The organism is Bradyrhizobium sp. i1.15.2 (assembly GCF_040548425.1).
Classification (GTDB): Bacteria; Pseudomonadota; Alphaproteobacteria; order Rhizobiales; family Xanthobacteraceae; genus Bradyrhizobium; species Bradyrhizobium canariense.
Genome location: NZ_JBEPRQ010000007.1, coordinates 216,937 through 230,341, shown reverse-complemented (window position 1 = coordinate 230,341; position 13,405 = coordinate 216,937). Strand labels below are relative to the sequence as shown.

Here is a 13,405-nt window from a genome sequence, read left to right as displayed (position 1 = left end):
ATGTCTGCTTCAGAGTCCACCGCTCCGCAGGACGAGGGCAAGCGGATCGTGTTCGAGGACCCGCATGGCGCCGCCGCCAACATGCAGGAAGCGGAGGTCACGCGCGTGCGAAGCTTGCGCGGCGCGTGGCGCTGGACGCTCGTCGTCGCGACCGCCGCGACCATCCTGCTCTGCATCAACCAGCAATTCTCGCTGCGCTTCTTCGTCGGCTACACCCAGCTCAACACGGAGTATTTCTATCTCCTGATCGCCCTGATGCTGCCGTTCACGTTCCTGATCTTCCCGGGAACCCCGCGCGCGCCGCTCGACCGCATTCCCTGGTACGACCTTCTCTGCTTCGTCGCAACTTTTGCCGCGGCGCTGCTGCTGATGTTGAACGTCCGCAAAGCCGCGGAGGCCGGCTGGGAATTCGGCGGCGCGCCGAACAGCGTGACCGCGGCGGGTCTCGTGATGTGGGTGATGCTGATGGAGGCGCTGCGGCGGACCGGGGGCTGGAGCCTGCTACTGAGCGTGCTCCCCTTCACCATCTATCCGCTGTTCGCGGAATCCAGCTGGCTCGGGCCGTTCCGCGGCACACAATCGACGCTGGAGCAGGCGACCGCCTATCACGTGCTGTCGGGCGAGAGCCTGCTCGGCATTCCCATCCAGGCGTTTGCCGACACCGTGATCGGCTTCCTGGTATTCGGCACGGCGCTGATGATGACCGGCGCCGGAAAGTTCTTCATCAATCTCGCCTTCGCGCTGTGCGGCACCTTCCGCGGCGGCGCGGCGAAGGTCTGCATCTTCGCCAGCGGCCTGCTCGGCATGATGTCGGGCTCGATCATCTCCAACGTGCTCACCGCCGGCACCATGACCATTCCGGTGATGAAGAAGAGCGGCTTCCGCGCCTCCTACGCCGGCGCGATCGAGGCGTGTGCCTCGACCGGCGCGGTGCTGGCTCCGCCGGTGATGGGTGCGACCGCGTTCGTGATCGCGCAGTTCCTCAATGTCAGCTACGCCGACGTCGCGATTGCGGCCATCATTCCCGCCGCGCTCTATTACATCGGCTTGTTCATGCAGGTCGATTCCTACGCCGCACGACACGGGCTGAAGGGCATTCCGCGCGCGGAGCTGCCGCGGGTCATGGATACAATCAAGGACGGCTGGTACTACGTCTTCGTCATCGCGCTGCTGATCGTGATGCTGCTCTACTTCAAGCGCGAGAGCCATGCGCCGTTCTACGCTACCGCCCTGCTTCTGGTCCTCAACCAGCTGTTCTCGAAGGACACGCGCTGGACTGTCGCGACCATCGGCAAATTCCTCGAGGTCAACGGCCGCACCTTCGTCGAGCTTGTCGGCATCCTCGCCGGCTGCGGCCTGCTGATCGGCGCCTTCTCGATGACAGGCGTGGTGTCGAGCCTTGCCAACGACCTGCTGCGCATTGCGGGTGACAATCCGTTCCTGCTGCTCGGCATGTGCGCCCTCACCAGCCTGATCCTCGGCCTCGGGTTGACCACGACGGCCTGCTACATCTTCCTCGCCATCCTGGTCGCACCGGCGCTGGAGAAACTCGGGCTGAACAAGATGGCCGTGCACATGTTCATCTTCTACTGGGGCATGCTGTCGTCGATCACCCCGCCGGTCGCGATCGCCTCGTTCGCGGCCGCAGGCATTGCCGGTTCGCCGGCGATGAAGACGGGCTGGGAATCGATGTGGGTCGGAAGCATCATCTATTTCATCCCGTTCTTCTTCGTGCTCAATCCCGCGCTGGTGCTGCAGGGGCCGAGCCCCTATCTCGCCGGTCTCGGGCTGATGGCGCTCGCGGCGTTCGGCACGCTGTTCATCTGCGGCGGCATTCAGGGCTACCAGCCCTTCGTTGGCGATCTCCGCGGCGCCGGTGCGCTGGAATGGCCGATCCGCGTACTGCTGGTGATCGGCGGGTTCGTGGTGGCCACCCCCGGCGGCGGCATCATGCCGCTGTCGCAGATGCAGGTGACGCTGCTCGGCCTCGCCATCCTCGTCCCCACGGTTTTGCTCGCCCTGCTGCTGGTCCGGCGGCAGACCATGGTGCCGGACGGGTTGCGCGTGCCCTGATTGCGTTGCACAAAGAGAGGCGATGAAACAGCTTTCGCCTCTCGCCACCGCCTGGACCCGCTCCAAGCCGCCTTTGCTGCGGTTTCTGGACAATTGCCTCAGCGAATTCTCGGCGGAGACCTCGGGCGCGGTCGCCGACTACATTCCCGAGCTCGGCAAGGCCGATCCTGCCTGTTTCGGCATCAGCCTCGCGACCCTGGACGGTCATGTCTACGAGGTCGGCGACTCCAGGGCGCCCTTCACCATCCAGTCGATGTCAAAGCCGTTCGTGTTCGCACTCGCGCTGGACCTGCTCGGCGCAAACAGGGTCGAGAGCGCGATCGGCGTCGAGCCTTCAGGCGATCCCTTCAACTCGATCCGGCTCAACTCGGAGAACCATCCGTTCAACCCGATGGTCAATGCCGGCGCGATCGCCTGCACGGGGCTGATCCACGACAGCAAGGGTACGGACGCCTTCGAGCAAATTCGCCTCGCGCTCAGTCGTTTTGCCGGCCGCGACCTCGCCGTCGACGAGGCCGTCTACGCTTCCGAAAGCCAGACCGGCGACCGCAACCGCGCCATCGGCTATCTCCTCAAGACCAACGCGGTGATCTCGGACAATGTCGCTGCCGTGCTCGACGTCTATTTCCGGCAATGCGCGGTGCTGGTCACCGCGCGCGACATCGCGGTGATGGCGGCAACGCTCGCCAACCGCGGCGTCAACCCGGTCACAGGCGAGCAGGTGCTGACGCCTTACGCAATCTCGCGCACGCTGTCGGTGATGACGTCGTCGGGCATGTACGACTATGCCGGCGAATGGATCTACCGGATCGGCATCCCCGCCAAGAGCGGCGTCGGCGGCGGAATTCTCGCAGCCCTCCCCGCGCGCCTCGGGCTCGGCAGCTATTCGCCAAGGCTCGACAAGCATGGCAACAGCGTGCGCGGCATCAAGGTCTGCGAGGCGCTGTCCTCGCACTACGATTTGCACATGCTCAACCGCAGTGACGATGCGCGCAATGCCGTCATCGCCGATTACGACATCGGCAAGAGCCCGTCGCGGCGCGTGCGCCGCCCACAGGAGCGCGATATTCTCGCGGCGCATGAGCAGGAGGTGCGGATCATCGAGCTGGTCGGCACACTGTCGCTGTCGGCGGTCGACTATGTCTCGCGCCGCCTTGCGGGCCGGCCGCGGCCGCAATTCGTGATCTTCGATCTCCACCGCGTCACCTCCACCACCCGCGCCGGGGCGCGGCTGGTAGCCGAAGCGTTCGAGGAGCTGGCGGCGCTGAATGTGACCGTCGTACTGTCCGGCGTCAGGCGCGCCTCCAAGGAATGGGACAGCCTGCGGGAATGGACCGCCGAGCTCAAGAACGTCCGCGACTTCTATTTGCTCGACACCGCGATCGAATGGGCCGAAGACCAGATCATCTATCGGTACGGAGGCTCGATCGATTTCCACGAGACCACCGAGCTTGCCGAACAGCCGCTGCTGGCCGGCATGAGCGAGGAAGAGCTGACCGACCTCGCCTCGATCTGCACGATCCGGACCTATCAATCCGGGACAAAGATCCTCACCACGGGCGATCCCGCCGATGCTCTGTTCTTCCTGCGCAGCGGCGCCGTGCATGTCACGCTGCCCGACGGCGTGCGGCTGGCGACGCTCACCGCCGGCATGGCCTTCGGCGAAATGGCCCTGATCGAGACCACTCGCTCCGCCGACGTGTTCGTGGACATGGCAGCGACCGCGTTCGAAGCGCCCCTGAAAGCGTTCGAGCGCTTCCGCAAGCAGCACCCGCACGCCAGCGAACGCATCATGCGCAATCTTGCGCAGCTTCTCGCCGACCGTCTGATCGTCGCCAACGCCAGGGTGGATATCTTGACCTCGACCTGAGCGGCCTAGCGGCCCGCCGCCTCACTGATCCGCCGATTAATCTTGGCCGCACTCGCCTTGAGCAATTCGGACGGCTGCTGGCCGGTCGCTGCGCATAGGCAGGCCCAGTAATAGATGACATCGCCGAGCTCTTCGACGAGGCCTGCCTGGTCGAGCCAGTCATCGCGCAGCAGCTTCTTGATGTGCTCGGCGACCTCGCCGGATTCGCCGGCGAGACCGAGGCCCAGATAGGACAGCCGTTCGTTGGACGGATGCTCATCGACTTTTGCAACGGTGGCGGCCCAGGCCGCATATTCATCGATCGTCATCGGCATCCCTCGCCGCGGCTTTGGATCAGCCAACCACTTCCGTGACCGGCTGAAGATCGATCTCAAACGTCTCCAAAAACTTTGACGTCATGATGTAGAAGCCGACCGAAAGCTGCAACTCGACGAGTGCGGCGGGTGTCAGCTTCGATGCGATCGCGTTGAAGATCGCCGCGGTCGGCTTGTTCAATTTCACGATCTCGTCAGTGAAGGCGAGCGCGGCACGCTGCACCTCGTCGAAGCACTTGGCGTCCTGCCAGTTCTCGAGCGCTTCGTTCTGCTCGTCGGTGACGCCGACATTCTTGCCGATGCGCTTGTGCGCGACGATCTCGTACGGCGCCTCGCACAAAATTCCGGTGCGGGTGATCGCGAGTTCGCGCACGATCGGATCGAGCTCGCCCTTGTGACGGATGGCGCCGCCGAGCCGGCAGTACTGCTCGAAATAGCTCGGCGAATGCGACATCATCCGGAAGATGTTGGCGTTGCGGTTCTTGTCGAGGATCTCGCGGGTGCGGTCGGATGCCTTGGACGGGTCGCTGTAGTTGATGCGGGCCATGATTTTCCTGAAGTTTTTCCCTAAGCCTTTAATGCTTTTTGTCGTTAGCGGCGAAAGTTCCACGAAACTGTATTCTTGCGCGTCCGCAGGAGCAACAACATCGAGTCAAAATGCCGCCGCATTGCTGAACGACCTTGGTACAGTCGATATTCGCCGCGTGGGGACTTGATCGCGGCGGATACTCGCAAGGGGTGTTCCGAGTAAAAACAATTGGCCGTTGGGCGCTAACCGCGCATCGATGAGTCACGCCCAAGTCTAGGGAGAAAATGGCATGAAGGAAGCCACCAAGGGGGCGGCCTCGGAGGCGCTCGCGCATATGCTGGCGGTGATGGCGATGCTCGTCATCGCCAGCATCCTGTTCTACGGGCGCTAGTTAAGAGTCGGGTGAGAGCTTTCGTCATTCCGGGGTGGCCCTCGCACAGGCCAGGCCCAGAATTCCCGTTCCAGGCTCGGTCTCTCAGGACCGCCCCCGAATGACGAATCCCACCGCTGGCTTTGCAGTAGCCCGGATGGAGCGAAGCGCAATCGGGAAAGTCTATCGGTGAGGTGAAAATTCCGGATTTCGCTGCGCTCCATCCGGGCTACATTCGAGCATCCAAATTTCACTATCCATCTTTGGCGAAGAACGGCACCAGCCTGCCAGCGAACGGTTTGAAGCTCGCACTGACCTCATCGCCGATGGCGAGATCATTCTCACCATGCGCCATCATGCGAAAACCCTCGGCGCAATCGACCAGCAGGATGTTGAAGGGCACGTGCGACCGCGTCTCAGGCGTCGCGGCGCGGCAGACCAGCGACGTCGCGTAGACCCTGCCCTTGCCGCTGGCACGCTGCTCGCGCGGATCGGGCGCACCGCAGGCGGCGCAGAAGGCGCGATGGAAATACTGCACATGGCTGCAGGAGGTGCAGGTCTGAAAGGTGATGACTTGCACACCTTGGGTCCAATCCGCGATTCGCTCGCTCATCGCACCCGCTCCAGGAACATGCTGACGTGAGACGACAGCACGCCGCCGTCGCCGTGCAGGAGCGCGATCGAGGCGTCACGCACTTGACGATTCGTCGCCCGCCCCGTCATCTGCAGATGCGTTTCGACAAGATGCGCCATCGCGCCACCGACGCCGCAATGACCGTAGCTGAGCAGGCCGCCATGGGTGTTCAGCGGCATCGCGCCGTCGCGGCTGAAATGGCCTGCGCGCACGCGCGCGGCTGCCTCGCCCCGGCCAGCAAGGCCAAGGTCTTCCAGCAGCATCGCGAGCGTGATCGTAAAGCTGTCATAGATCGCGGCGTAGCGCACGTCGGAGATCGCAAGGCCGGTCGCCTCCTTGGCGCGGCCGACGGAGATCTCCGCGCCGAGCTCGCTCAGGGCGGGCGCTGCAGTGACGTGCTGATGGGTATGGGCCTGGGCACAGCCGCGAATGCGCACGCCGGCCTCTCCGGTCCGCTCGCGGCTAACGACGAAGGCTGCGCCGCCGTCGGACACCGGGCAGCAATCGAGCAGCTTCAGCGGCATCGCCACGGGCTTCGAGGCCATGACGTCGGCGACCTCGATGCGATCTTGGAATTGCGCACCGGGATGAGTGCAGGCGTGGGTGCGCATCAGCACCGCGAATTCGGCAAGGTCTTCTTCCGTCACGCCGTATTCGTGCATGTACCTGTTCGCGACCAGGCCGTAATAGGCGGGAATCGTCGGTCCGAGCGGCACTTCGTAATCGGGATGGCCGACCTGCGCCAGCGCCTGGATCGAGGCATCGCGGCTCTGCCCGGTGAGACGGTTCTCGCCTGCGACGACGAGCACATTGCGGGCGACGCCTGCTTCGACGAGATGATGGGCGAGCATGGTCATCGCGAGCCCGGTCGCGCCGCCGACCTGGACGGCATGGGCGTAACTGGGGCGGATGCCAAAATGCTCGGCAAAGACGGTCGCCAGCATGATGTGCGGCGAAACGGTGGAGTAGCCGCAGAGGATGCCGTCGATCTCGGCGCGCTCGAGCCCGGCATCGTCGAGCGCGGCCTGCGCGGCCTTACTCATCAGGTCCAGCGAGGACGAGCCTTCGTGCTTGCCGAAAGGCGTGAGGCCGACGCCGGTGATAAAGCTCATGGGCGCACCAGTGCATCGTCATTCCGGGGCGGCGAACGGGTGACGCCATCGCGGACCATGGCGTCGATCTCGTCGGCGGAATAGCCGATCTCACGCAGGATTTCCGCGCCGTGCTCGTTGAGCTGCGGCGCGAGCCGCACCGGTTCGGCCCCGGTCTCGGACCAGGTCGCCGTCACCCTCATGCTCCGGATCGGCCCTTCAGTTGGATGGTTCACCACCGGGAAAAAGTTGGTCGCCTCCAGATGCTCATCGTGCAGCATCGACGCGAGGTCGTGCATCGGCATCACGGGCACGTCCGCCTTGGTCAGCAGGTCGATCCATTCCTCGGTGCTGCGCGTCTCGAAGATGCGCGCGAGCTCGGCATAGACGACATCGATATTGGCGGCGCGGCCGGCGAATGTCGCGAACATCGCGTCGGCCCGCAGGTCGTCGCGTCCCGTCGCCTTGAAGAAGTTCTCCCACTGCTTGTCGTTGTAGACGATGACGCTGAGATAACCGTCCGAGGTCTTGTAGGGCCGGCGATCGCGCGAGAGGTGGCGGGCGTAACCGCCCTTGTCGAGCGGGGGCTCGTAGGTGAGCCCGCCCATGTGGTCGCCCATGACGAAGCCGGCCATGGTCTCGAACATCGGGATGTCGACGCGCTGGCCGCGTCCGGTGCGGTCGCGATGCACGAGGCTGGCGCAGATCGCGCCCACGGCGGTGAGGCCGACGATGCGATCGACCAGTGCGTTCGGCACATAGCGCGGCACGCCGTCGCCCGTCTGCGCCATCAAGGCCGGCAGCGCGGTGGCGCCCTGGATCAGGTCGTCATAGGCGGGTTTTACAGCATACGGCCCGTCCTGGCCGAAGCCGAACACGCCGGCATAGACCAGACGCGGATTGATCTTGGAAACAACGTCATAGCCCAGTTGAAGCCGCGCCATCGCCTGCGGGCGGACGTTGTAGACGAGAACGTCGGCGTCTTTCAGCAAGCGCAGCACGGCCTCGCGGCCGGCGGGCTTCTTCAGGTCGAGGCAGATCGAGCGTTTGCTGCGGTTGGTGTTGAGGAACACCGGGCCCATGCCGGCGTGCCGCATCGGACCGATCAGGCGGGTGACGTCACCGTCCAGAGACTCCACCTTGATGACGTCTGCGCCATAGTCGCCGAGCATCTGGGTCGCATAGGGACCCATCAACACGGTGGTCATGTCGACGACCTTGATGCCCTTCAGCGGCCCCATCGTTCACTCCCGATTGCGCGGGCTCAAGCGAGCCCTGCGATTTCGGTCCAGCTAACGGCAGCGGCGGCGCATGCGCAAGGGCGGCCGGCGTATGGCCGCATGCGCCGGCCGCTAAGGGCTATTTCTTCTGACGGGATTCGCGAACCTTGAGGAGACGGTCGAGCTCCTCGTTCTGCTGGTTGATGCGGTCTGCGATCCGCGACTCGTTCTGCTCACCCGAGGCGGCCGCGGCCTGCTCGATGAGCTGGCGGATATTGTCCTCGAGAATCGCGATGCGATCGTTGAGTGCGTCCATCGACAGCGAATCTTCGTAGTCATTGCTCATGATGCATGTCCCGCGAATCAATCAGTGCCGTAGGGTGGGCAAAGCGAAGCGTGCCCACCATGATCTAGCGCAAACAAGATGGTGGGCACGGCGCTGGCTGCGCCTTTGCCCACCCTACAAGGTCGGAGCTTACTTCAGCGGCTCCAGCACGGAGACGTAGTTGGCAACCGCCGCACCGCCCATGTTGAAGATGCCGCCGAGTTTTGCATTCTTGAGCTGCATGCCCTCGGGCGCTTGGCCGGCGAGCTGCATCGCGGTCATCACGTGCATGGAGACGCCGGTGGCGCCGATCGGATGGCCCTTGGCCTTCAGGCCGCCGGACGGATTGACCGGGAGCTTGCCGTCCTTGAGCGTCCAGCCTTCCTTGATGGCGCGGGCGCCCTGCCCCCTCGGCGTCAGCCCCATCGCTTCGTACTCGATCAGCTCGGCGACGGTGAAGCAGTCATGGGTCTCGACGAAGGAGAGATCCGACAGTGTAACGCCCGCCTTCTCCAGCGCGCGCTGCCAGGCGACCGTGCAGCCCTCGAACTGGAGGATGTCGCGCTTGGACATCGGCAGGAAATCCTGGGCGTGCGCGGTGGCGCGGAAGCCGATCGACTTGCTCATGCCCTTGGCGGTTTCCGCGTCGGCCAGCACCAGGGCAGCGGCACCGTCCGAGACCAGCGAGCAATCGGTGCGCTTCAGGGGACCGGCAACGTAGGGGTTCTTCTCGCTCTCGGCGCGGCAGAACTCGAAGCCAAAGTCCTTGCGCATCTGGGCGAAGGGATTGGCGACACCGTTCTTGTGGTTCTTGGCCGCGATCAGCGCCAGTGCGTCGGACTGGTCGCCGTATTTCTGGAAATAGGAGCTGGCGATCTTGCCGAACACGCCGGCGAAGCCGCCGACGGTGTCGCCGTCCTCGGGCAGATAGGACGCCTTGAGCAGATTCTTGCCGATCTCCGGCCCCGGCGTGCGCGTCATCTGTTCGACGCCGACAACGAGGACAATCCTGGCCGCGCCGGCCGCGATCGCGCGCACGCCCTGATGGACGGCGGCGGAGCCGGTGGCGCAGGCGTTCTCGACCCGGGTCGCCGGCTTGAAACGCAGCTGCGGGTCGGCCTGGAGCACCAGCGAGGCGGTAAAATCCTGGGGCGAGAAGCCGGCGTTGAAATGGCCGAGCACGATCTCGTCGACATCGCCAGCCGAAATGCCGGCATCCGCCAGCGCCTCATTGGCGACCTTCACCACGAGGCTTTCCACGGTCTCGGTGTCGAACTTGCCGAACGGCGTATGCGCCCATCCGACGATGCTGGCGGTCATGGTCTTTCTCCCTGGCGGTCTCTTGCTGACCTAAGTCTTAGCTCAGGGATGGCAAGACTTCACGCGGGTTTAAGCGCCTGGAGGGTGCGCTGGCAGATGGCAGTTATGCCGGCCCAGTTCCCGGCCCTGATCTCCGCCGTCGGGCACAGCCAGGAACCGCCGACAGCGACCACATTGGGCTCCGCGAGCCAGGTTGCCGCATTGGCCTCGCCGACCCCGCCAGTGGGGCAGAACCGCACGTTCGGGAACGGCCCACCCAGAGAGCGCAGCCCCTTGATGCCGCCAGCCTGCTCGGCCGGGAAAAATTTTGCGATGTCGAAGCCGTAGGACAGCGCCATCATCAGCTCGGACGCCGTGGCGATACCGGGCGCAAACGGCAAGGAGCTATGGGTGGCGGCCTTCAACAGGTCCGGGGTCAAGCCGGGGCTGATGCCGAACGCAACACCGAGCTTCTCGACACGCGTGAAGTCGGCCGGATTGAGAATCGTGCCGATGCCGACGATCGCCTCGGGCACCTCGGCCATCATCGCCCTCGCCGCCTCGATCGCAACGGGGGTACGCATGGTCACCTCCAGCGTGCGGACGCCGCCGGCGACCAGCGCACGCGCCAGCGGCACAGCATCCTGGATACGCTCGATGGTGAGGACGGGAATGACGGTCGCGGCCTTGAACAGCGCGGCGAGGTGGTTCTGTTGGGCAGTCGTGGTCATCTTGGCTTTCGTTTCACTTGGTCGCTTGACGCGTGGTCGCCGGCCGGTGCCGTTTCTTCGGTGGCATGGCATAACCCGGAATGATGGCGCCGGAATAGCAGATCACGAGGCTGGCGAGGCGGTGCCCGGCCTGGGCGGCCTCGACCGGGTCGGAACCGGCGAGCCGTGCAGCGATATAGGCCGCCGCAAAGCTGTCGCCGGCCGCGGTGGTGTCGACCACGGGCTTGGTCATGGGCTCGGCGCGGATCTCGTAGGGGCCCCCGGGAAAGCGCAGCAGGCTGACCGGCTCCGCGAGCCGGAACACCAGCTCGGGGGTCGGGATGCGCGCCATCAACTGCTCGTGGCTCTCGCCGGGATAGAGAGCGAGCAGATCCTCGGTCGAGGTCAGCACGATGTCGGCAGCCGCGAAAGCAGCCGAAAACACCTCGCGCGCGACATCGCGATCCGGCCATCCCCGCGCGCGGAAATTGGTGTCGAACACGAAGCGGGTGCCGAGCAGGCGCGCACGCTTGATCGCCGCGAACAGGCGCTCGCGCCCGGCCGCGTCGTAGATCGAGAGCGTGATCGCAGAGAGATAGACGATGTCGTAGCTCATCAGGGAGTTGAGGAGATCGTCCGTCTCCGGCAGATTCATCAGCTGGCGCGCCGCCGCACTGTCGCGCCAGTGGAAGAACTGGCGCTCGCCCTTCGCGTCCAGCTGGATCATGTAGAGGCCGGGCAGCTTGCCCGGCAGCCGCGCGACGCGCCTCGTGCCGACGCCCTCGGCTGTCCAGGCCGCGATCATCTCATCGCTCAGGGCATCGTCGCCAAGCGCGGTGAAATAGTCGACCTTGACCTCGAGCCGCGCGAGGTACACGGCCGTGTTGAGAGTGTCGCCGCCGAATCCACGCGAGTAGAGGCCGCCACCCTGCCCGCCGGATTGTCCACCCTGGGCCTGCCGGAGCTCGACCATGCATTCGCCGATGCAAGCAACGCTCGCCATCACTTTACCCGCTCAGTCAGAGATCACGCGACGAAATTGCCGCCGAGCTCGTCTTCGATGTGAATGCGGATGATGTCGTCGAAAGTCTTTTCGGCGGTGGTGAAGCCGAGCTCGAGCGACCGCTTTGCATTGAAGTTGCGCGGCCAGCCGCCGACGATGCCGACGATGAAGGGATCGGGCTCCCGCTTGATGCGGGCGGCGACCTTGTCGCCGGCGACGCGTTTCAGCGCAGCGATCTGCTCGCCAACCGTCGCCGACAGGCCCGGCATGGTCAAATTACGGCGCGGCCCCACCGCGGCGAGGTCCATGGTGCCGGCATGCAGCAGGAAGCCGACGGCTGAGCGCGGCGTGGCATGCCAATGGCGGACGTCCTCGGACACGGGAAGGACCGCTTCCTTGCCGGCCAGCGGCTCGCGCAGAATATTGGAGAAGAACCCCGATGCCGCCTTGTTGGGCAGGCCGGGCCGAATGCAGATGGTCGGCAGGCGGATGCCGATGCCGTCGAGGAAGCCGCGGCGGGAATAGTCGGCCAGCAGCAGTTCGCCGATCGCCTTCTGCGTGCCGTAGCTCAGAAGCGGCGTGTGGAAGAACTCGTCGCCGATCGCATCGGGGAACGGCGCGCCGAACACCGCGATCGAGGACGTGAAGACCACGCGCGGCTTGTAGCCGCCGCCGGCGAGCCTGACGGCATCGAGCAGCATCCGCGTGCCGTCGAGATTGATGCGGTAGCCCTTGTCGAAATCGAGTTCGGCTTCGCCTGAGACGATCGCGGCGAGGTGAAAGATCACATCCGGACGGCCGGCGATCAGCTTTTCGGCCGCACCCGGCATGGCGAAATCGCTCGACACCGTCTCGACGGCAAAACCGGCTTTTTCCGGCGCCTTCGGCTCGACCACGTCATGCATGGTCAGCTTGGTGATGTCGCTCTTGCCAAGCCGGCCGTCGCGCAACAACCGTTCGCACAATTTGCGGCCGACCATGCCGGCGGCGCCCAGAACCAGAATGTGCAAGAGCCTACTCCTTTTTATTGGCCGGAACGCGCCGATTTCGGCGATTCGTCCTGGCGCGCTCTCAAGGCGGGCCCCGCGATCATTCCTTCACGGCGCCGGTCATCGCCGACACATAGTACTCCACGAAGAAGGAATAAAGGATAACTACGGGGACCGAGCCGGTCAGAGCCGCCGCCATCAGCGCGCCCCAATGATAGACGTCGCCATTGACGAGCTCGGTGATCGCACCGACGGGGATCGTCTTGTTCTCGGACGAGGAGATGAAGGTCAGCGCGTAGATGAACTCGTTCCAGGACAACGTGAAGGCGAAGATGCCCGCCGAGATCACGCCCGGCAGCGACAGCGGCAGCGTGATCTTCATCAGAATCTGCAGCCGCGTCGCCCCGTCGATCAGCGCACACTCCTCCAGCTCATAGGGAATGGTGCGGAAATAACCCATCAGGAGCCAGGTGCAGAACGGGATCAGGAAGGTCGGATAGGTCAGGATCAGCGCCAGGTTGCCGTCGAACAGCCCGAGCTGAAACACGATCGCCGCCAGCGGAATGAACAGGATCGAGGGCGGCACGAGATAGCCGAGGAAGATCGCAAGGCCGACATAGCGCGAGCCCTTGTAGCGCAGGCGCTCGATCGCATAGGCAGCGCAGACGCTGGCGAACAGGGAGATGAAGGTCGAGGACACCGAGACGATCACGGTGTTCCACATCCAGAGCGGATAGTCGGTGTCGAAGAACAGCTTCTTGATGTGCTCAAGCGTCGGATGCACGATCCAGAACGGATTGTACTTTTCGTAGTCGTACATCTCCGCGTCCGGCTTGAACGTCGCGACCGCCATCCAGTAGAACGGGAATAGCAGGAAGAAGATGATCAGGCCGAGCGGAAGGTAGACGCGAAAAAACTTCCGCGGAAAACTTTCCAGATAGTCCATTCCGACGCTTTGGTCGTCCGCTGTGGTCATGG

13 protein-coding genes are annotated in these 13,405 nt (G+C 64.4%); 2 read left to right on the top strand and 11 right to left on the bottom strand.

All coding sequences use genetic code 11. The annotated features are described in order from the left end of the window. Entirely contained in the window at nucleotides 1–2,073 is a 2,073-nt protein-coding gene (locus tag ABIB80_RS15920) for a TRAP transporter permease (protein ID WP_354127906.1), read from the top strand. A gap of 22 nt (nucleotides 2,074–2,095) precedes the next feature. Beyond that, nucleotides 2,096–3,943, top strand: a complete 1,848-nt coding sequence (gene glsA / locus ABIB80_RS15915) for a glutaminase A (RefSeq protein WP_354127905.1) — start codon at nucleotides 2,096–2,098, stop codon at nucleotides 3,941–3,943. 5 nt (nucleotides 3,944–3,948) lie between these two features. On the opposite strand, the gene ABIB80_RS15910 is transcribed toward glsA, so the two are convergent. From ABIB80_RS15910 to ABIB80_RS15860, 11 genes are all read right to left on the bottom strand, one after another. Beyond that, nucleotides 3,949–4,251, bottom strand: a complete 303-nt coding sequence (locus ABIB80_RS15910) for a nucleoside triphosphate pyrophosphohydrolase family protein (RefSeq protein WP_007592303.1) — start codon at nucleotides 4,249–4,251, stop codon at nucleotides 3,949–3,951. Between the two features lie 25 nt (nucleotides 4,252–4,276). Further along, the gene (locus tag ABIB80_RS15905; protein ID WP_007592305.1) at nucleotides 4,277–4,804 is read right to left on the bottom strand and encodes a carboxymuconolactone decarboxylase family protein; all 528 of its coding nucleotides are present in this window, start codon (nucleotides 4,802–4,804) and stop codon (nucleotides 4,277–4,279) included. Nucleotides 4,805–5,409: 605 nt separating this feature from the next. Further along, complete coding sequence (locus tag ABIB80_RS15900; protein ID WP_007592309.1) at nucleotides 5,410–5,769, bottom strand: Zn-ribbon domain-containing OB-fold protein; 360 nt, start codon at nucleotides 5,767–5,769, stop codon at nucleotides 5,410–5,412. Further along, nucleotides 5,766–6,902 (bottom strand): thiolase family protein, encoded by a 1,137-nt coding sequence (locus ABIB80_RS15895; RefSeq protein ID WP_219684653.1) that lies wholly within the window; start codon nucleotides 6,900–6,902, stop codon nucleotides 5,766–5,768. The genes ABIB80_RS15900 and ABIB80_RS15895 overlap by 4 nt, the downstream gene beginning before the upstream one ends. Beyond that, nucleotides 6,899–8,122 carry a CaiB/BaiF CoA transferase family protein gene (locus ABIB80_RS15890; RefSeq protein WP_354127904.1) on the bottom strand — a complete coding sequence of 408 codons (1,224 nt, stop codon included), beginning with the start codon at nucleotides 8,120–8,122 and terminating at the stop codon, nucleotides 6,899–6,901. The genes ABIB80_RS15895 and ABIB80_RS15890 overlap by 4 nt, the downstream gene beginning before the upstream one ends. Before the next feature lie 118 nt (nucleotides 8,123–8,240). Further along, the gene (locus tag ABIB80_RS15885) at nucleotides 8,241–8,447 is read right to left on the bottom strand and encodes a hypothetical protein (protein WP_007592312.1); all 207 of its coding nucleotides are present in this window, start codon (nucleotides 8,445–8,447) and stop codon (nucleotides 8,241–8,243) included. Nucleotides 8,448–8,576: 129 nt separating this feature from the next. Next, nucleotides 8,577–9,746: an acetyl-CoA acetyltransferase gene (locus ABIB80_RS15880; protein ID WP_007592314.1), complete on the bottom strand. Its 1,170-nt coding sequence runs from the start codon at nucleotides 9,744–9,746 to the stop codon at nucleotides 8,577–8,579. Nucleotides 9,747–9,805: 59 nt separating this feature from the next. Continuing rightward, nucleotides 9,806–10,456, bottom strand: a complete 651-nt coding sequence (gene eda / locus ABIB80_RS15875; RefSeq protein ID WP_007592316.1) for a bifunctional 4-hydroxy-2-oxoglutarate aldolase/2-dehydro-3-deoxy-phosphogluconate aldolase — start codon at nucleotides 10,454–10,456, stop codon at nucleotides 9,806–9,808. Nucleotides 10,457–10,469: 13 nt separating this feature from the next. Then, entirely contained in the window at nucleotides 10,470–11,438 is a 969-nt protein-coding gene (locus ABIB80_RS15870) for a sugar kinase (RefSeq protein ID WP_007592318.1), read from the bottom strand. Nucleotides 11,439–11,461: 23 nt separating this feature from the next. Then, the gene (gene denD, locus ABIB80_RS15865; RefSeq protein WP_219684650.1) at nucleotides 11,462–12,448 is read right to left on the bottom strand and encodes a D-erythronate dehydrogenase; all 987 of its coding nucleotides are present in this window, start codon (nucleotides 12,446–12,448) and stop codon (nucleotides 11,462–11,464) included. Between the two features lie 79 nt (nucleotides 12,449–12,527). Further along, complete coding sequence (locus tag ABIB80_RS15860) at nucleotides 12,528–13,403, bottom strand: carbohydrate ABC transporter permease (RefSeq protein ID WP_007592322.1); 876 nt, start codon at nucleotides 13,401–13,403, stop codon at nucleotides 12,528–12,530. Between the last annotated feature and the right edge of the window lie 2 nt (nucleotides 13,404–13,405).

Excerpts from the sequence above, each read along its gene's own strand:
- ABIB80_RS15920 (WP_354127906.1), top strand. The coding sequence starts at position 1 with ATGTCTGCTTCAGAGTCCACCGCTCCGCAGGACGAGGGCAAGCGGATC.
- glsA (WP_354127905.1), top strand. The coding sequence starts at position 2,096 with ATGAAACAGCTTTCGCCTCTCGCCACCGCCTGGACCCGCTCCAAGCCG.
- ABIB80_RS15910 (WP_007592303.1), bottom strand. The coding sequence starts at position 4,251 with ATGACGATCGATGAATATGCGGCCTGGGCCGCCACCGTTGCAAAAGTC.
- ABIB80_RS15905 (WP_007592305.1), bottom strand. The coding sequence starts at position 4,804 with ATGGCCCGCATCAACTACAGCGACCCGTCCAAGGCATCCGACCGCACC.
- ABIB80_RS15900 (WP_007592309.1), bottom strand. The coding sequence starts at position 5,769 with ATGAGCGAGCGAATCGCGGATTGGACCCAAGGTGTGCAAGTCATCACC.
- ABIB80_RS15895 (WP_219684653.1), bottom strand. The coding sequence starts at position 6,902 with ATGAGCTTTATCACCGGCGTCGGCCTCACGCCTTTCGGCAAGCACGAA.
- ABIB80_RS15890 (WP_354127904.1), bottom strand. The coding sequence starts at position 8,122 with ATGGGGCCGCTGAAGGGCATCAAGGTCGTCGACATGACCACCGTGTTG.
- ABIB80_RS15885 (WP_007592312.1), bottom strand. The coding sequence starts at position 8,447 with ATGAGCAATGACTACGAAGATTCGCTGTCGATGGACGCACTCAACGAT.
- ABIB80_RS15880 (WP_007592314.1), bottom strand. The coding sequence starts at position 9,746 with ATGACCGCCAGCATCGTCGGATGGGCGCATACGCCGTTCGGCAAGTTC.
- eda (WP_007592316.1), bottom strand. The coding sequence starts at position 10,456 with ATGACCACGACTGCCCAACAGAACCACCTCGCCGCGCTGTTCAAGGCC.
- ABIB80_RS15870 (WP_007592318.1), bottom strand. The coding sequence starts at position 11,438 with ATGGCGAGCGTTGCTTGCATCGGCGAATGCATGGTCGAGCTCCGGCAG.
- ABIB80_RS15860 (WP_007592322.1), bottom strand. The coding sequence starts at position 13,403 with ATGACCACAGCGGACGACCAAAGCGTCGGAATGGACTATCTGGAAAGT.